General features: G+C 58.0%; 8 protein-coding genes and 7 pseudogenes. 5 read left to right on the forward strand and 10 right to left on the reverse strand.

Annotated features, from left to right (window positions below):
• The first annotated feature begins 30 nt into the window (after positions 1 to 30).
• The 4 genes and pseudogenes from N7E02_RS01840 (at position 31) to N7E02_RS01855 (ending at position 6,657) form a co-directional block, all read left to right on the forward strand.
• A pseudogene (locus N7E02_RS01840) lies at positions 31 to 2,174 on the forward strand (peptidase domain-containing ABC transporter).
• Positions 2,171 to 3,576: pseudogene (locus N7E02_RS01845) on the forward strand (HlyD family type I secretion periplasmic adaptor subunit). Before N7E02_RS01840 ends, N7E02_RS01845 begins: the two co-directional pseudogenes overlap by 4 nt.
• Positions 3,577 to 3,818: 242 nt before the next feature.
• Positions 3,819 to 5,135 (forward strand): SLBB domain-containing protein, encoded by a 1,317-nt coding sequence (locus N7E02_RS01850; RefSeq protein WP_286578380.1) that lies wholly within the window; start codon positions 3,819 to 3,821, stop codon positions 5,133 to 5,135.
• A 15-nt stretch (positions 5,136 to 5,150) separates the two neighbouring features.
• Positions 5,151 to 6,657: pseudogene (locus N7E02_RS01855) on the forward strand (O-antigen translocase).
• 67 nt (positions 6,658 to 6,724) lie between these two features.
• Here the strand turns inward: N7E02_RS01855 and N7E02_RS01860 are convergent.
• The 6 genes and pseudogenes from N7E02_RS01860 to N7E02_RS01885 form a co-directional block, all read right to left on the reverse strand.
• Positions 6,725 to 7,930, reverse strand: a complete 1,206-nt coding sequence (locus N7E02_RS01860; RefSeq protein WP_286578381.1) for a DegT/DnrJ/EryC1/StrS family aminotransferase — start codon at positions 7,928 to 7,930, stop codon at positions 6,725 to 6,727.
• Entirely contained in the window at positions 7,927 to 8,898 is a 972-nt protein-coding gene (locus tag N7E02_RS01865) for an NAD-dependent epimerase/dehydratase family protein (RefSeq protein ID WP_286578382.1), read from the reverse strand. The genes N7E02_RS01860 and N7E02_RS01865 overlap by 4 nt, the downstream gene beginning before the upstream one ends.
• 4 nt (positions 8,899 to 8,902) lie before the next feature.
• Positions 8,903 to 9,613: pseudogene (locus tag N7E02_RS01870) on the reverse strand (acyltransferase); the annotation flags it as partial.
• A pseudogene (locus N7E02_RS01875) lies at positions 9,603 to 10,705 on the reverse strand (DegT/DnrJ/EryC1/StrS family aminotransferase). The pseudogenes N7E02_RS01875 and N7E02_RS01870, both read right to left, overlap by 11 nt.
• Positions 10,702 to 11,739: a Gfo/Idh/MocA family protein gene (locus N7E02_RS01880; RefSeq protein ID WP_286577836.1), complete on the reverse strand. Its 1,038-nt coding sequence runs from the start codon at positions 11,737 to 11,739 to the stop codon at positions 10,702 to 10,704. The pseudogene N7E02_RS01875 and the gene N7E02_RS01880 overlap by 4 nt, the downstream one beginning before the upstream one ends.
• A complete protein-coding gene (locus tag N7E02_RS01885) occupies positions 11,736 to 12,242 on the reverse strand; it encodes an acyltransferase (protein ID WP_286578400.1) in 507 nt (168 codons plus the stop codon). The genes N7E02_RS01880 and N7E02_RS01885 overlap by 4 nt, the downstream gene beginning before the upstream one ends.
• A gap of 616 nt (positions 12,243 to 12,858) precedes the next feature.
• Here N7E02_RS01885 and N7E02_RS01890 point away from each other — a divergent pair.
• Positions 12,859 to 13,590, forward strand: coding sequence for a response regulator transcription factor (locus N7E02_RS01890; RefSeq protein ID WP_286578401.1), 732 nt, complete (start codon positions 12,859 to 12,861; stop codon positions 13,588 to 13,590).
• 16 nt (positions 13,591 to 13,606) lie between these two features.
• Here the strand turns inward: N7E02_RS01890 and N7E02_RS01895 are convergent, their stop codons facing one another.
• From N7E02_RS01895 to N7E02_RS01910, 4 genes and pseudogenes are all read right to left on the reverse strand, one after another.
• Complete coding sequence (locus N7E02_RS01895; RefSeq protein ID WP_286577837.1) at positions 13,607 to 15,418, reverse strand: glycosyltransferase family protein; 1,812 nt, start codon at positions 15,416 to 15,418, stop codon at positions 13,607 to 13,609.
• Positions 15,419 to 15,421: 3 nt separating this feature from the next.
• Positions 15,422 to 16,459: a UDP-glucuronic acid decarboxylase family protein gene (locus tag N7E02_RS01900; RefSeq protein ID WP_286577839.1), complete on the reverse strand. Its 1,038-nt coding sequence runs from the start codon at positions 16,457 to 16,459 to the stop codon at positions 15,422 to 15,424.
• Positions 16,460 to 16,507: 48 nt separating this feature from the next.
• Positions 16,508 to 18,006 (reverse strand): annotated as a pseudogene (locus N7E02_RS01905) (sugar transferase).
• A gap of 24 nt (positions 18,007 to 18,030) precedes the next feature.
• Positions 18,031 to 18,875: pseudogene (locus tag N7E02_RS01910) on the reverse strand (WecB/TagA/CpsF family glycosyltransferase).
• Between the last annotated feature and the right edge of the window lie 20 nt (positions 18,876 to 18,895).

Here is an 18,895-nt window from a genome sequence, read left to right on the forward strand (position 1 = left end):
CCGGAGATGGCAAGTATTGCGGCTGATGCCATGGGCGGTGTTGCACATACAGGTCTGCAGTGTCTTGCCCTGGTCAGTCGCCATCATGGGGTAGACCTTTCGCCCGATCGGCTTCTCCACGACTATGATGTTGGGCAGGCCAGTGTCACGACCCGTCAGCTACTGCGCATGGCTAGGGATGCTGGATTGCGTGCACGCAGCCTGAACCTCAACTGGCAGGCATTGATCAAGCTTGGACAGGCGTTTCCTGTTCTTGCAGAACTGCGGAACGGCAACTGGATCGTGATCGCCGGCACATCCGTGCACGAAGGGAACGAGAGCATCAGCATTCTCGATCCTCTGGCGCAGCGTCCCGAATTCATTACCTTGAACGAGGAGCAATTCTCGAAAAGCTGGGCCGGGCACGTGATCCTGGTGAAGCGCAACTACAGCCTTCTAGACGATAACCAGCCATTTGGCCTGCGATGGTTCGTGCCGGACATCATCCGCCAGCGCAGCCTTTTCCGCGACGTTGGTATAGCTGCTATCATCCTTTACGGGCTGGGGCTTGCGACGCCTATCTTCTTCCAGCTCGTTATCGACAAGGTTCTGATCCACCAGAGCTACGCGACCTTGGCGGTCCTGACAGTCGGGATCGCGATCGCGTTGGTCTTCGATGCCGTGTTCACCTTTCTACGCCGATACATCCTGCTTTATGCGACCAACAGGATAGACATCCGTGTCGCCACCAAGACATTCGGGCATCTGCTCTTCCTGCCGATAGCACTGTTCGAGCAGGCGTCGGCAGGCGTGCTGGTGAAACACATGCAGCAGACCGGCCGGATAAGAGAATTCCTGACCGGCCGACTATTCCTGACACTTCTCGACAGTCTCTCCCTGCTCGTCTTCGTGCCGATCCTGATCTTTTATAGCGTGAAGCTGACGCTTGTGGTTCTCGGGTTCACAGCCCTCGTCTCGTTGGTCGTGGTTCTGTTGGTCGGGCCGTTCCAGCGGCGCCTCCAGGCGCTCTATCAGGCCGAGGGAGAAAGGCAGGCTCTGCTTGTCGAAACCGTACACGGCATGCGAACGGTGAAATCGCTGGCGCTGGAGCCACGCCAGCGGAAGGTCTGGGACAACCAGTCCGCGCTCTCCATCTCGCTTCGTTTCCGCGTCGACAAGATTTCGACTGCCGCACAAGCTCTGACGGGCCTTTTGGAAAAGCTTATGGGCGTCGCAATCATCGGGCTGGGGGCGCTTGCGGTATTCGACAATACGATGACGATTGGGACGCTCGTCGCGTTCAACATGCTGGCCGGGAGGGTGTCGAGCCCTCTCATGCAGATCGTAACCATGGTGCACGAATACCAGGAGGTGGCGCTGTCCGTGCGCATGCTTGGCGAGATCATGAACCAGCGCCCGGAGCAATCCGGCCGTGGCAGGGGATCAGCCCGACGCTCACCGGCCGGATTGAATTCGACAAGGTGTCGTTCCGCTACGGGCCGGATGGAGCGCCTGCACTCGATGACATCTCCTTCACCATCAAGCCTGGATCTGTATTCGGCATCGTGGGCAAGAGCGGATCGGGAAAAACGACCGTGACCCGGCTAATCCAGGGCCTTTATCAGAACCAGCAGGGAATTATTCGGGTGGACGGTCACGATAGTCGTGAGATCGATCTTGTCCATCTGCGCACCAATATAGGCGTCGTGTTGCAGGACAACTTCATGTTTCGCGGCACGGTGCGGGACAATATCGCAGCGACCAAGCCGGATGCCACGATCGAGGAGGTCATTGAAGCTGCCAAGATGGCCGGAGCGGAGGAGTTCATCGAGCGCCTGCCGCGTGGTTTCGACACGCTGCTGGAAGAGAATGCAGGCAATCTTTCCGGCGGACAAAAGCAGCGTCTCGCCATTGCCCGCGCGCTGATCACCGATCCAAAATTGCTGATTTTTGACGAGGCGACGAGTGCGCTTGATCCAGACAGCGAAGCGATCGTCAGACAGAACCTGACCAGAATTGCAGCGGGGCGCACCGTCATCATCGTCTCTCACCGCCTTTCTACACTGATGGATGCTGATGCAATCCTCGTAATGGAGCGGGGTAAGATTGCCGATGTCGGCCCCCATGATCAGTTGGTCTCACGGTGCATGACCTACCGGCATCTGTGGTCACAACAGATGAGGCAGGTGGCATGACGCAGCTGCCAGTTCCGCGATCAGATACTTCTCCGACCGGCGTCACCAAGGACATTACGATCGTCAGCAAAAACCGGTTCTCCGCGGTCATTAGCGAATTCCAGTCTGATGCAGTCGAGTTGGAGGAGCGTCCTCCACCGCGGATAGCCAATGTAACGCTCTATGCATTTTCGGCATTGATATGTGGCGTGATCCTGTGGGCCTCGGTGTCGGAGGTCGATGAAGTCGTTATCGCTACAGGCAAGCTGATTACGAGCCAGCCGACGATGGTTGTTCAGCCACTGGAGACGTCGATCATCCGCTCACTCGATGTAAGCGTCGGGGAGATCGTCCATGAGGGGCAAAGGCTTGCCACGCTCGACCCGACATTCAGCCAGGCCGATGCAGACCAGCAACTTGCCAAATTCAAGGCTTTCGATGCGCAGGTAAAGCGGATTGAGGCGGAGATCGCCGGTCAGGACTACCTGGCGATAGCTGGCCCGTCGCGAGACGAGCAGCTCCAAGTCTCCCTCCTGCGCCAGCGCAAGGCCTATCTCGATGCGCAGATGCAGAATTTCGACGAGCAGATTGCCGTGCAGTCGGCGATAATCGCTGCCGGCGCCGAGCAAGCCGGAGTGTTAGCCGATCGCCTCGACACACTCGCTCGGATCGAAACTGCTCGGGAAGGTCTTTATCAAAAAGACGCCGGGTCGCTGGTCCTGTATCTCGGTGCGAAGGACGCACGTCTGGATGTCGATGCGGACCTCTCGGCCATCCGCGGCAAGAGAGCTGAGGCAGAGCATGCTGCCAGGAAGCTAAGGGCAGAAAAGCAGGCCTTCATCGAGGATTTTCATCGCAACGTCATGGAGCAGTTGGTTCAACTGCGCGACCAGCGCGACACAGCAGCCGAAGAGCTCAAGAAAATGACGCTGCGGCGAACCATGGTCACTCTCACGGCACCGGCGGACGCGGTGGTTCTCGATCTCGCCCAGCGGTCAGTCGGATCAGTCGTACGTGATGCCGAACCGATCGTGACACTCGTGCCGCTCAACGTACCATTGGAGGCTGAGGTGTCGGTGAGTGCGCTCGACATCGCACGTGTCGTCATCGATATGGCTGCTCGCGTCAAGCTCGACGCCTATCCATTCCAGAAATTCGGCACGGCCACTGGTAAGGTGAGGGTCATCAGCAGAGATACTTTCAGCCCGACGCAAGAAGAGATAGCGGCGGGACAGTCACCGATTCCTTTTTCAGGGCCCGCGTGGCCCTGACCGATATACGCCTCAACGCGCCGACTGATATTGTGCAGCTGCTACCCGGCATGACGGTGACATCTGAGATCAATGTCGGCCGCCGCACGATTATCTCATACATTCTGTATCCGATAATGAAGGGCCTCGACAGCGCACTCAGGGAGCCATAGGCCATGCTGGAACCGGCTGCCAATGCCCGTCCGACTTGGAAACCGGGGGTACCTCATCAGGTGAAAGTCACGCTCCTCCTAATCAATATTAATGAGGGGCAGTAGACTGACGCCACCTTTCCCTGGGTACTCCCCCATTGCACACTGGCGAGGCGGCTTCCGATCGGAACACGATAGTCAGAATTTCGATAGGGTCACTGAACCTGCATCCACCGCGGATGCGCCACAGGCGGAGCATGCACATGAAGCTTTCGGGGCCCGCGCTCCACGCCTTCTTTCGCGCGACCTGCCGTAAGGGTTTCGCCTTCATTGCGCTCGCCCTGATCGGCGGCATAGCCTCGGCTGTACGGGCGGATGGCCCACCTTTTACACCACAAACGAAAATCCGCATGACCATCGTTCAGTGGCTGCCTGCGAAAGGCGAGTACGAACGGTGGGACGCGCTTGGTGGCGAGTTTACGGTTTCGGATGATGGTGAACTCATCTTGCCATTTCTCGGCTCTCTGTCTGTCGGAAATCTCGACAGTGCTGGCCTCACCAGTGAGATCGCTAAGCATCTTCAGGAAAAAATCGGCCTTGTCCGAATGCCTGCGGTAACCATCGAGATACTCGACTACCCACCAATCTATGTCGTGGGGGATGTGACAAGACCCGGCGAATACAAGTTTCGCCCTGGATTGACCGTGCTGCAGTCCCTCGCGATGGGCGGTGGGCCGTCTCGTGCCACAGGCCAACAGGGTTCGCAGGTGATCAGACTTGGAGCGGAATTGAAGGATATCGACAACTCGCTCCTGCGCAGTGCAGCAAAGCTTTCCCGGCTTCAGGCAGAGATGACCGGGGCAGAGGAAATTGCCTTCGAGCCTCCCATCGGCGTCGATCAACAATATGCCAGGGGCATCTATGAAGAGGAAAAGGTCATCGCCCAAGCGCGGGAAAATGCTCTTAAAAGGCAATCCAATGCTCTAACCGAGTTACGTGATCTTCTGACGGCAGAGATCAGCACCCTTGAGGAGAAGCTGAAGGGCTCGGACGAAAATATTAAGTCGGCCGAGGAGCAGCTCGCGATTGTCAGGACGCTGGTCGAGAAAGGTGCTGCGGTCGCCTCGCGACAACTGGACCTGGAGAGGTTGCTCACGACCTATCGTTCCGATCGGCTCGATCTTGTCACCGCCATCATGCGGGGGCGTCAGGCGATCAGCGAGACGACGCGGAACCTGGAAGGGCTTCACGACACGCAGCGCAGTGAAATTGCCACGGAAATACAATCAGAGAAGGCCGCTGTCGATCAGCTTAAGCTTAAGCGGGAGATGACGCAAAAGCTGCTTGTCGAGGAATTGTCGAGTGGTGGTGGGCGTGCAGTCGGCAGTGATCCGCTCCCTTTGACCTTCAGCGTCAGCCGACGAGACAAGGGAAAGGTCAACGAATTCCAGGCGTCCGAAACAACGGCATTGGTACCGGGCGATGTGGTCAGGGTCATACAGCTCCGCTCGTCCGATAATGCGCCTGCCTCGGAAACAGGGGCGGTGGCGAATATCGACGTCACCCAACAAAGCCAGTAAACCTCGAGGCGTTTGATGACCCTGCATATGAGGCCCGTTGCTGGCCAGACCTATACCCAGATCCTCAGATCGACGGTGCTGATGGGCGGATCCTCGCTCGTGAACGTCGCGCTCGGCATCATCCGCAACAAGGCCATGGCGGTCCTGCTCGGCCCGGAAGGCGTAGGCCTGATGGGGCTCTACGGATCGATCGTCGACATGGCACAGGCTGTGGCCGGCCTTGGAGCGAGCGGCAGCGGCGTGCGCCAGATCGCCGAGGCAGCGGGCAGTGGTGACGAGGTAAGGATCGCACAATCGGCGACAGCGCTGAGACGTCTGTCGATGATCCTCGGCCTGGTCGGAGCGCTCTGCCTCGCGGCACTGGCGCTGCCGATTTCCAGCTTCACCTTCGGCGATCATCAGCATGCAGGCGGCATCATACTGCTTTCTCTGGCGGTGTTCTTCCGGGTCATATCGGCCGGGCAACTGGCGCTTATCCAGGGATTGCGCGGCATCGGAAACCTCGCCCGGATCAATGTTCTGGCCGCGCTGCTGGGGACGATCGTCAGCATCCCGCTCATCTATTTGTTTGGTGAACAAGCAATCGTACCGTCCGTGGTGGCGATTGCTGCGGTTGCGACGCTCGCCAGCTGGCACTACAGCAGGCAGATACAGGCCAACCCTCGGTCGATGTCCACACGCCAGTTCGGCGAGGAGGCAGTGACCCTGCTCAGGCTCGGTGTCGTCTTCATGGCAAGCGGGCTCCTGACCTTCGGCGCAGCCTACGCCATCCGCCTCATCGTGCTGAAGGAGGAAGGCGTCGTTGCGGCAGGATTATATCAGGCGGCCTGGGCGATCGGCGGCCTCTATGCCGGCTTCATCCTGCAGGCGATGGGTACGGATTTCTATCCGCGCCTCACGGCAGCCGCAAACGATCATGCCGAGTGCAACCGACTGGTCAACGAGCAGGCCGAAATCAGCATGCTGCTGGCCGGTCCCGGCCTTCTTGCCACACTGACTTTGGCACCGCTGATGATGAGCCTGTTTTATTCTTCCGAATTCGGTGGTGCCGTCGATCTTCTGCGCTGGATCTGCCTCGGCATGATGCTGAGAGATCGTCGCCTGGCCGATGGGCTTCATCGTGCTGGCAAAGAATGCGAGAGCCATCTTCTTCTGGACGGAGGTCGCAGCGACCATCGTGCATGTGGGCCTCGCCTGGCTCTTCGTATCGACTTACGGCACGAAAGGAGCGGGCATGGCCTTCTTCGGCCTCTATGTCTGGCACGGCGTGCTGATTTACTTTCTCGTCCAGCGTCTCACCGGATTCCGCTTCTCGGCCGCCAATCGCAGACATGCCCTACTTTTTCTGCCCGCATCCGGACTGGTCTTCGCGGCGTTTCTCGTTCTGCCCCTTTGGCCAGCCGTTGCGATCGGATGTATCGCGACAGCTCTGTGCGGCATCTACTCCCTGCGGATGCTGCTCGGCATTCTGCCCCCGGCCGCCATGGCAGTCATCAGGGGCTGGATAACCAAGCTCGCCTGACGGAAAGTAGTGTAAAAAAGCCCGCGGCATCTGCATGCCGCGGGCCCTGGTATATCTTTGATCGCTGCTATACCGCGTGCGCGATTGCGCCGGCACCATCCGTCTCCGCTGCGGCGACAGCATCCCGGAGCGCATCGACGACCCTTGTCACGTCATTCTCTGTCATCTGCGCGAAGAGCGGCAGGATGATCGTCTGGTGCTGCGCCAAGACGCTTCGCCCAAGGCTCGTTGCGCTGCGATGGGAATTGCGACCGACATAGGCCGCTTCCAGATGGATGTTCATTACGCCGCGCCGCGTGGAAATGTCCTGATCGAGCAGCGCCTGCATCATGGCCCGCTGATCGATCCAGTCTGGCAGCCTGACACAAAAGCTCTGCCAATTGCTGCGGGCCCAGGCGGGTTCGATCGGCGCCGTGATATCCGGGATCGTTGCCAACTCCCTGCGATATTGTTCGGCAAGCCGCCGCCGATGGGCGATCAACTCGGGCAGACGCCGCAGTTGAACGCGTCCTACGGCGGCCTGAAGGTCTGTCATGCGATAATTGTATCCCAGCTCGTCGTAGTCCTCGAAGATCACCTGTTTAGATCCGTGGCGGACTGCATCGGTGACGCTCATGCCGTGCTGACGCCACAGCCGGAATTTCCGGTCGTATTCGGCATTGGCGGTGGTCAGCATGCCTCCGTCACCGGTCGTCACCACCTTTCGTGGATGAAAGGAAAAGCAGGCAATGTCGCCATGCGGCCTGCCGATCTTCTCCCAATGGCCATCCCGCAGGATCTCGCTCCCCGTCGCGCAAGCCGCGTCCTCGATGATCGGGATGACGTGACGCTTGCCGATCTCCACGATCGCGCGAAGGTCACAGGGCATGCCAAGCTGGTGAACGCACAGGATCGCCTTGGTGCGGGGCGTTATCGCCGCTTCGATCAAGGCCGGATCGATATTGTACCCATCCGCTTCGATATCGACGAAAACCGGCACAGCATCGCAGTATCGAACGGCGTTTGCGGTCGCGATGAATGAGTGGCTGACCGTAATGACTTCGTCACCGGCAGTTACGCCGACGGCCTTCAAGGCGAGATGAAGCGCGGTTGTACAGTTGGAGACGGCACAGGCATGCTCGGCACCGACATAGGCAGCGAATTCGTTCTCGAAGGCAGCGACTTCCGGCCCTTGCGTTACCCATCCCGACAGGATGACGCGACGCGTGGCCTCGGCCTCCTCTTCTCCGAGAACAGGTTTGGCGACGGGAATTGAGGTCTGTAGCGTGCTCATGCGGCCTGACCTCCGGCTGCGGTCTTCTGCCGCCACCAGTCCACGAGGCCACGAAGTCCTTCCTCGATCGAGACCTCGGCCTTGAATCCCAGCAACCGCTCAGCCTTGGACGTATCGGCAAGACGACGGGTTACGCCGTTGACGGTGCGCGCAGCCTGATGCTGCGGCGGAATTGAAGAGCCCATGATCCCGCTCAGCGCCTGAGCAAGCTCAAGAAGGCTCGTTTCGGTGCCGCTGGCGACGTTGAACACCTCATCGGTCACGTCGGACTTCGCAGCCAGCACGTTCGCGCGGGCGATATCATGGACATGCACGAAGTCCATCGTCTGGCTGCCGTCGCCGTAAATGAGCGGCGGGGCTCCCGCCGCAAGGCGTTCCATCCAGCGGATCAAGACTTCCGTGTAGGCGCCGTAGACATCCATTCGCGGACCGTAGACGTTGAAATAGCGGAGCGCGACGTAACGCAAGCCATACATCTCGGCGAAACTGCGTAGCAGGCCCTCGTTGAACGTCTTCGCCGCACCGTAGATCGTCCGATTGTTGTAAGAATGATGGTCCTCGGTCGTGGGGAAGCTTTCGGCGAGCCCGAGCACGGATGCGGATGAAGCTGCCACGACCTTAGAGACACCCGCTTTTGCCGCCGCCTCGAGAACGTTGAACGTGCCCTCCGCCAGTACGTCGAAGGCAAGTCGCGGCTCCTCGGCGCATTGCGTGATCCGGATCGCGGCCTGGTGAAATACGATATCGACACCGTCGAACGCATCGGCCAGCAGTGCTCGATCGCGGATGTCACCGTTGATGATGGTGACCGGGCCGGTGCTTAGCACCGTGGTGAGATTATCCCGAGTGCCACGCACGAAATTGTCGAGGATGATGATCTCGCGCGGCTTTTCCAGCGCGACAAGGTCGGCGATATGCGAGCCGATCAGCCCGGCTCCACCCGTAATGAGAACGCGCTTGTCTTTCATGATCTCCCCCATTCGCAACGTCGAGCATCGGATCTGCGTCCATACGCCATCGGATGAACTTGGCGGGCACGCCAGCTACCACGGAGAACGGCTCGACATCCGAAACCACCACGGCGCCAGCTCCCACAATCGCCCCCTTGCCGATGCGCACACCGGGCAAAATCGTCGCATTCGTACCAATATCGGCCCATGCCTCGATATGTACGGGCTTGATTTCGAGATCGGTACGAATGATCGGCTCATTGACCGGGATGGCGGTATGGGTCGAACCGAGGATCTTGGCGCCCGGCCCCCAGCCGACGAATTCCTCGATCACGAGGTCGCGGGCGTCCATATAGGCCATGGGGCCGATCCAGACATTGTCACCGATCACGCAACGGCCGTCATAACGTCCCTGGATGTAGGCCTGGGCGCCGATGAACACACGATCACCGATTTCGAACGTCTCGGGATGCTTGAAGCCCACGCCGCTCGCGACCTGCAGTTCCGTTCCGCAGCTTCGGCTGATGGCCTGCCAGATGGCCTTGCGCATCATTGCGTCAACGAAGCCGTCACCCGTGGCGAAGCGGCCATAGAGGTCCAAAAGGCCGGAGCGGCCGTAGCTCTCTCTGAGTTGATCCGCCAAACCGGACTGATACGGCGGATCCGCCGGTTTTTCGCTACGACCATGAATCGCCCGGACGAGCCGGGGTTCCCCTGCGAGACTAGTCGACATAGGCGTGCTCCAGCGCTTCTGCGACCATCTCCACCTGCCGCATCGTCATTTCCGGATAGATCGGCAGCGATATGACTTCCTGTGCCGCGGCTTCCGAGACCGGGAAATCACCGGCCTGATGGCCGAGATCGGCATGCGCCTTCTGCAGATGGACCGGGATGGGATAATGCAGCCCCGACTGGATGCCTTCGGCATCGAGGACTCGTCGAAGCCCGTCACGATCCGGGCTTCTAACGGCATAGACGTGATAGACGTGGCGCCGCCCCGGCAGTTCCACCGGTGTCTTCAAGACTGCCGATCCGCCAAGCAGAGCCGAGTAACGCTGGCCAATTGCCCGTCGGGCCTCGGTCCAGTCTTCGAGATGCCTGAGCTTGACCCGCAATATGGCGCCCTGGATGCCATCCATGCGGTAATTAAAGCCTTTGAGAGTATGGTGATAGCGCTGCTCCTGCCCCCAATCGCGCAGCATGCGCATCGTACGGGCCTGCTCATCGCTATTCGTGACCGCCATTCCCCCTCGCCGCATGCGCCGAGGTTCTTGCCGGGATAGAAGCTGAAGCAACCGGACAACCCGATACTGCCGGCGCGGGCGCCCTTGTATTCCGCACCATGGGACTGGCAGGCATCCTCGATCACAGGGATGCCGTAGCTGCCCGCAATCGCCTTGATCTCGTCCATATCGGCCATCTGGCCATAGAGATGGACGGGCACGATGGCCTTGGTACGAGAGGTGATCTTCGCTTCCAGCTGGCGCGCATCCATCGTCAGCGTCGACGGCTCCACGTCCACGAAAACGGGTTGCGCTCCCGTGTAGCAGATCGCTGAGACGGTTGCGACGAAGGTGAAGGGAACGGTGATGACCTCATCGCCCGGGCCGACGCCCGCTGCCAGAAGAGCAAGATGCAACGCGCTCGTGCCCGTATTGACTGCAATTGCATGCCGGACGCCGCAATAGTCCGCGAACTCCTGTTCGAGTTGTGCGACTTCGTCGCCGAGCACATATTGCGCCGATGCGAGGACGCCGAGCACTGCGGCATCGACCTCGTCCTTGATGGACGCATATTGGGCCTTCAGATCTAGAAACGGGATCATGCAATGCGCCTTGCTTCTTCGAGTTCGATGACACGGCCCTGCTGTGCCAGAGATCGGCTTGCTGCTTCGAGGGTGCGAACGACACGGAGGCCGGCATATCCGTCGCAAACCGGTCGTGTATTCTGATCGACGCAGTCGATGAACTGGTTGAGTTCCCGGCTCAGTGCCTCGGTCATATCGAGTTTCGGCGCATGCATGTCGCCGCTGCGATAACCGACCAGCATCTGATGAACCTTCTCGCCATAAGCGGCGGAACTCGGGTTCATCGTGATGCCCTTGTCATAGACCTTGATCTTTTCGCTGGGCTCCAGATCGTCATAGACGATCATCTTGTTGCTGCCGCCGATCAGCGTCCGGCGCACCTTCACCGGCGCCAGCCAGTTTACGTGGATGTGAGCGATCATCTTGCTCTCGAAGAACAGCGTCAGATAGGCGATGTTCTCAGGCTCGCCGAGCACATGGCTCATTCCGGTTGCGGAGACGGCAACCGGTTTTTCCGGCAGGACATAGTCGAGAATGGCAAGGTCATGCACGGCCAGGTCCCAGATGACGCTGACATCGTGCTGGAAGAGCCCGAGGTTAACGCGGACCGAGTCGTAGTAGTACATATCGCCAAGGCCACTCTCGACGAGCTCGTGCATCTTGCGAACGGCCCCCGTGTGGACGAACGTGTGGTCCACGGCGAGCACAAGACGGCGGCGTGCCGCCTCCTCCACCATACGCATGGCTTCCTCGGTCGTCGCTGCCATCGGCTTTTCGACAAGCACATGCTTTCCGGCCATCAACGCCTGCATCGCGAGCCTAAAATGGCTAGACACAGGCGTAGCGATAGCAATGGCATCGACGCTTGGATCGCGCAGGACGTCTTCGAAATTGTCCGTGACCTTAACCGCTGGATACCGTCCCTGAACCGCAGACAGCCGGTCCTTGTTGAGATCGCAGACGCAGACGAGCTGTGCCCTTCCCGTCTCGGAGATGTTGCGAACAAGGTTCGGCCCCCAATACCCATATCCGACGACAGCTATGCCTATCATCGCGTCTCCTCCAATGACCTGATTTCCACCGGCACATCATTGACGCGACCGACGATTACGGCGGGAACACCGGCGACGATGGCCCGATCGGGGACGTCTTTGGTGACGACTGCCCCGGCTCCCACCTGCGCTGCTACACCTATGGTCACGCCGGGTAGGATGGTCGCATTACTGCCAATCGACGCATGGCGTTTGACCAAGGTGGGAATGACGATCCAATCGGCTTCCGTCTGGAGACTTCCATCCGGATTGGCGGCACGTGGATATCGGTCATTGGTGAACATCACCCCGTGGCCGATGAATACGCCGTCTTCCAGCGTAACCCCTTCGCATAGAAACGAATGGCTGGAGACTTTGCAGTTCTTTCCAACATGAACGTTCTTCTGGATCTCGACAAAGGTGCCGACGCGTGTCCCCGCCCCTATCGTGCAGCCATAGAGATTCACCAGATCCGGATGATGGATGACAGTCCCCTCACCCATCCTAACACTCGACGAAATCATCCCGTCCAAGCCCCTGCTTTTCACTCGACTTCAATGCTTTGAGAGTGCCGATGAGCGCCTGTGTCGACCGGATCGGGATCCGCGACTTCATTTCGGCACGGAGAATTCTTTCTCCCGCCATGAGAATTGTTTTGACCAACCGAGTAAAGAAGCAAAACGTCTAAGCCGCCAAAGGCTTAGATAGGAAATACACCTAATACCATATTACGTCCCTAATACCTAAAATAGATGGCGGAGCGTGGAGCGCTACGAATATAATAAAATTCTAATATTAAAATAAAGATCATCTATTTCTTATGCTTACAATAGCGAAGGGAGTAAAGATCGGTGATGATCGTGATTATGCAAACGGCTTATTGTTGTCGAGGAATACTTCAAGAAATTCGCCGACCGTACGTCCTGACCAACGCCATATGGATGAGTTAGCCTAAATTGCTGATGTAACGTTTTGAGCTACATGGTATTTGCCGAAGGTGATGCTTAATGGAATTTATTTTTCACCATGAGCAGGTTTTTCGCACTTGATTTAAACTCGAAAAATTCGGTGGGGGATGAGCCAGTGGAATCAATACTTTTGCAGAATTCGAGCCAGAAGCCGGAAAATATTGCTCTGGCGATGAAAATGGAAAATGTCGCTGCTGCGAATGCACCGCCTCAGATGCCGAAGCATTCGCTTGTTATTCTTGATGACCGCGCGCTCGATCGCCAATGCCTTGCGCAATGTATGGCCGCCTACAAATCGGATCTACTCATCCTCCCGTTCGGCTCGGCGGCCGAGTGGGAAAAACGGCGTGACGAGTATCCTCCGCTTTCCGCAATCCTCCTCAATATAGGCGGCAAGAGAGTAGAAGAGCCCGCAGTTTCGGAGCAAATCAGAACTCTCGCAGCAAAGTTTGGGACAACGCCCGTCATTGTTCTCGCAGACAGCGAGGATTTTGCTCAAATCGTGACCGCGCTTGACCTGGGAGCCAAAGGCTACATACCGACATCCGTCGATATCGGTGTATGCATGGAGGTCATCTCGCTCTCCGTCGCCGGAGGGATCTTCGTTCCGGCCAGTGTACTCCTTGCGATGCGCCATCTGATGAAATCGAACAACCAAGGCGCCCGCCCGTTGATCGGCGTATTCACGGATCGTCAGGCGGAGGTGGTAGAAGCCCTTCGTCGTGGTAAGGCGAACAAGATCATCGCCCATGAACTGAATTTGCGCGAAAGCACAGTCAAGGTTCACGTCCGAAACATCATGAAGAAAGTCAAAGCAACCAATAGGACAGAGGTCGTGTTCAAGATAAACGACCTCTTTCCTGACAGCGCTGCAGGCCACAGAGCAAACCGATCTCCGTTTTGATGCCTCGCTCTGCCTCTCACGAGGGAGATCCAAAAAGCGTTGATCTCAATCTGTGCAATGCAGCTCTGTGTGACTGCGGAATCATGCATCGCGCAAGCTGTCGCAGATACTGGAACTCCGGCAGCGGAGGCACGTTTGGCCTGAGCTTGTCGAGACGCAGCTTGGTCATGATGCCGTCTAAAACAGAGTAGAACCGGCGGCGCCAATCGATATTCAGTCCAAAACCCGCAGCAGATTTGGATCGGCTACTGTCAGCCGGAACACCCGCGCGCACGGCGAGCGCGAGTTCCGGCTGCCGGCAGCGCTCGAAAAGACCGGCGCACCACTCAAGCCAATCCGTATCGCTGCGAACTGGCATTGTGTGAATGCTTTTCCGGTACAAGGGGAGCAGCGGCGGCTCATTATGCCCGGTTCGTTTGAGAATGCTGCGCACGCGCCTCAGCTCGTCGTGACCTAGCGATGGATAGAAGGCCTGCAGTTTTCTTGCCTGCTCGAAGTCGCCTTTGCATGCCATGGCAAGAAGGAAATATGCCCATTCGACGGGATCCGGGGCCGTTGCCCCGTAGCCATTTATCGTTGTATCGACCAGCTTGACCAGAAGAGCGTAAGCTCGGTCCGCGTTTCCTTCCTGCAAGGCGCAAATGGCTAGTCGGAAGTTGGCTTCCGGAAGGTAAGATACGTAATCCAGGCAGTGGGCATAGCTTTGCTTGGCCTCCTCGGCTCTGCCCTGCCACAGGAGCATGTCGCCCTGTCTCAGCAGTTCGCGGTCACTTGCTTTTCCAACGATGTGACCGCTGGTGCGCCGGGACACGCTCTCAACCTTCATGAGATCACCGAAAGGTTGCGGCTGAATAATGCGTTCGCCGGATTTCAGACCATTTCTGAGCGTGAACCACTGATATATCTGCGGCCTGTGCTTGAGGGTATGGCGTGAATGCACCAGTTCGTGGCCTGCCGCAGTGATGCGTTGCATTTCGTCCGGGCGAGAGAAGAGATATTCCAGTCGGTCGATCACATCGCGGTCATCCGCAAAGACGCAGTTTTCCATGTCGACAAAGCCTGCAGTCTCTACCGCTGCCGTGCGCTCGGTGACCAGGCAGGCATTCGCTCCGGGAATCTCGAAGTGCTTCCTTACGACCTCGCCGGCTTGGGTTCCGCAGGTGGGGACGACAAAGCTTGCATTGAGTACGCGGGCATACGCTTCGCCCGACAGCAACTGTGCAGCCAGCTTGCTTTGGTAGCTGTGTTGCGGCGAGACCAGGCAGGGATAGCGATCCTGGATCAACGGCAGGACCTTTTGACGCCAAGGATATAAGCCGTAGACCTGACCTGTGAGTGTGACGGGAATGATCTTTTGCTGGCCGTAATCACGATAGATGTCGGGATCGATGAAATTTGCCCAGACGAAGAGGTTATCTTTCACTTCGGGCATGTATTCCGGCGTCATCGTCCCGATCGCGAAATAGGTTTCAATTCCCCATTGCTGCATGTCGGACAGAAAGCCGGCGCGCCGGTCGCACCATGGATCGGCGTTATGAAGGCCGAGTTTCGGCACTCCCGGATGCGCATTGGTATTGTCGATCTTTATGCGACGGGAGCCGTGTGATCGATAGCCGCTCTCAAAAAGTGTGAGATCTGGTTCATACCTGTCGCATATTTCTGCGTAGTCACAGTCGCGATTCACCACCACAACCTCGAAATGCGTAGCGAGGCACTTTGCCTGCTGCTGCATATGGAGCAGCAGGTAGCCCGCAGCGCTCGCGTTGGGCTGATGATCCCATTGAAAGAACACCAGCCTCGGCTTGCGATATTCTGTCTCGCGATCCATGGCCTATCGCACGGCCTCTGGCGTGATGCCGGTGTTCAAAGATGCGCGATGCGCGTAGGCAGCTTGCGCAAAGGACATTTTTGATTTTTCGCCTGCACTGGAAAGCGCCCATTCGAAATAGGCTATGGTCTTCTCCAGCCCCTCCCGCAGGCTTATCGTCGGCTGCCACCCCAAATCCTGCTTTGCCTTGCTGATATCCGGCTTGCGCTGCGTCGGGTCATCTACAGGGAGTGGATGGAAGACTATCTCCGATCGAGACCCGGTCATTTCTACAACCATTTCGGCCAGCTCACGGATCTGGAATTCACCGGGATTGCCGAGATTGATCGGTCCAGTCACACCATTCGATGCGCCCATCAGGCGCATCAGACCGTCGATCAGATCATCGACATAGCAGAATGATCGGGTCTGGCTGCCATTTCCGAAGATCGTTATCGGTTGGTTGCCGAGCGCCTGGACGATGAAGTTCGAGACGACGCGGCCGTCATTGGGGTGCATGCGCGGGCCGTATGTATTAAAGATCCGAGCCACCCTGATTTCCACGCCATACTGGCGATGATAATCGAAGAACAGCGTCTCAGCGCAACGCTTGCCTTCGTCATAGCATGCCCGCGGACCAATTGGATTGACGCTTCCGCGATACTCTTCCGGCTGGGGATGGACTGTCGGATCGCCATAAACCTCGCTTGTCGACGTCTGCAGGATCTTCGCGCCGGTGCGCTTCGCCAGGCCGAGCATGTTGATCGCGCCGTGCACATTGGTCTTTACGGTCTGCACCGGATCGATCTGGTAATGGACAGGAGATGCTGGGCAAGCCAGGTTGTAGATCTCGTCGACCTCGACATAGAGTGGGAAGGTTACGTCGTGCCGGATGATCTCGAAATGAGGGTCATCAAGAAGATGCAAAACATTGCTGCGCGAACCTGTGTAATAATTGTCGACGCAGAGGACGTCGTTACCCTCGGCCAGCAGCTTCTCGCAGAGGAATGACCCCAGGAATCCGGCGCCACCCGTGACCATGACTCGCTTATATCCATGCATCGATATGCTCCATTGTTGGTGTTCTGCGGCACGAAGAGGAGAAACAGCTCAGTAGGCGCCGCTGCGTTTGAAGACTGCCGGGATCGTGCTCAGCAGGATGTGCCAGTCGAACCAGAGGGACTTGTTGTCGATGTAAAACTCGTCGAGCTGCTGCTGCAGTTCGAGGTCGGTATTGCTGCGTCCGGATATCTGCCAAAGGCCTGTGAGACCCGGTGTCACCGAGCACCGTTTGTCGCGAAACTCCCCATCCATCGCCCTCAGATGATATTCGGGAAAGGGTCGCGGACCGACGATAGCCATCTCGCCCAGAATGATGTTGATCAGTTGTGGAAGCTCGTCGAAGCTCGTCGAGCGGAGGGCATTGCCAATAAACGGCAGGATGCGAGGATCCCGCTTCAGCTTGAAATGCGTTGACCATTCGGCTTGCATGGCCGGGTTTTCTCTGAACAATTCTTCGAGACGTTGCTCAGCGTCGGTATACATCGTCCTCAGCTTCAGCACGTACAGCGTCTTGCCGGACAACCCCTCCCGCGCCTGCCTGAAGAAGATCGGTCCCGGATCGATGGCATAGATCGCAGCCGCGGCAACCAGCATGAAGGGCGTGACCATCAGCATGGCGGGCACCGCAATTGCGAGATCGAGAGCCCGACGCAGCAGGCTGAAATCTGCCGACCTCTCGCCCATGGCCAGGCGGATACCGATCTCGCCGCCAACATCTGCAGGCCGCATGCCGGTGACCTTGAGGTTGGGCGTATCCGAAAGGAGAATGACTTCGGAAAACTTCCGCCGAAGCGTCGCCAGCTCGGCGACCGGTGACGCCGTATCTCCTGCAATCAACGCGATCGACGGCCTCCGCACGGAGGGCGTTTCCGGCATCTCGGACGAAAAGGCCTCGGGGCGAATGCCGTACTGCCAATTGTCGGTGAAATGTGCGATAAGCGCCTGGATGCGGTTGCTTCCTGCGACAATCGCGGCTCTATCTCCCCATATACCAAGCCTTCGGCATAGTTCCCTGATCGTCCAATGCACGGCAGGTTGCAAAACCAATGCCAAGCCAAGAAAGCCTAAGACTGCAAGCAACAGCTGGGCCTCCCCCGGCAGCGCGACTGCCCCGACCGCGACGAGAGCGGCAATTTTTACCGAAGCCGTCGAGCGCCGACGAAGATGTTCATGGCCATGAAGCCGATAACCCGGATAGAGCGAGGCCGACGCGTAAAGGATGATCGCCGCCAGCGCCGCCAGCGCAAAGACTCGTTCCGAGAGTGTGCCGGCTTGGCTGTCCGGAAGAAACGGCAAGAAAATAAAATACGCGGCAAAATAGCTTGCAACGTCACCGGCAATCAAAAGTGAAGACGTTGCGAGCCGTGACGAGATCCACCCTGTAGCAAGGTTTTTTGGAACGCGGACTTCTGGACGTAATCGTTATTGTTTGCGGAACTGGTTGCTAGTGCCGCGGGACTCGTCAAAGCAGATCGAATGGCCGTCTCATTCGTGTTGGTTGCCTTTGCCGGGCCAGGCGTCATGGCTGGTGACGCTAATGATGACATGATGGTAATCCCCCTGCGGAATTTTCATGACGCGACCGATGCATAAACCTCGTCCTCGATCGGAAACTTCCGAAGCCCCAGCCTCTGCAGTACGGTCAGTGATATGAAGGTCGGGACGACGACGGCATAACGTCGCCACAGTCTTCGCGGCTCGCACAGGAGGCGAAACGCCCACTCAAAACCGCTTCTTTGAATGATTCTCGGGGCCTGCCGCTTGAGACCGGCATGAAAGTCGACCGCCGCTCCGACGCCAATCAACATGGATGGTTCCAGACGATCGCGCATGCGAGCCATCCAGAGCTCCTGCTTGGGACTGCTAAGTCCGACCCATACGATATCCGCATCTGACTTGTTAATCAGATCCGCAGCCTCAGCCTCCTCCTGAGGTGTCAGGTCGCGGAAAGGGGGCGAGTATGAGCCGACTATTTGCGCATCCGGAAATTTCGCCAGTAGCCTCTTTTGCAACTGTGCGAGGGTCGCCGATGTCGCGCCATAGAAGAAGTGACGAACCCCTTTTTCCGCCCAGTATCGAAGACGGATAACATCAGGTCGGGGCCGTAAACCCTGTCACTTTCCAAGTGGCCCGCATGCTTCAACGCCCATACCAAAGGCATTCCGTCGGGCGTGACCAAGAACGCGCGATTGTGGATGGATCGGAGCTTCGGATCACTCTGACACCGAACCACGCCGTGCGCGTCCCGTACACAGACATATCCCCTTCTGCCATTCTCGATTGCCTGGTGGATAAGACCAGTCGCGCTTTCGAGATTGACTGCCGAAACACGTACTCCGAGGACGTTGGTCCATGCCAACGGGCCATTCGGATCATTAATGGAGTTCTGCCTATCGCCCGCCGCCGACTGTGTCATTACCTACGCTCTCGCGAGTT

The sequence above is a fragment of the Terrirhizobium terrae genome (assembly GCF_030323265.1).
Classification (GTDB): domain Bacteria; phylum Pseudomonadota; class Alphaproteobacteria; order Rhizobiales; family Rhizobiaceae; genus Neorhizobium.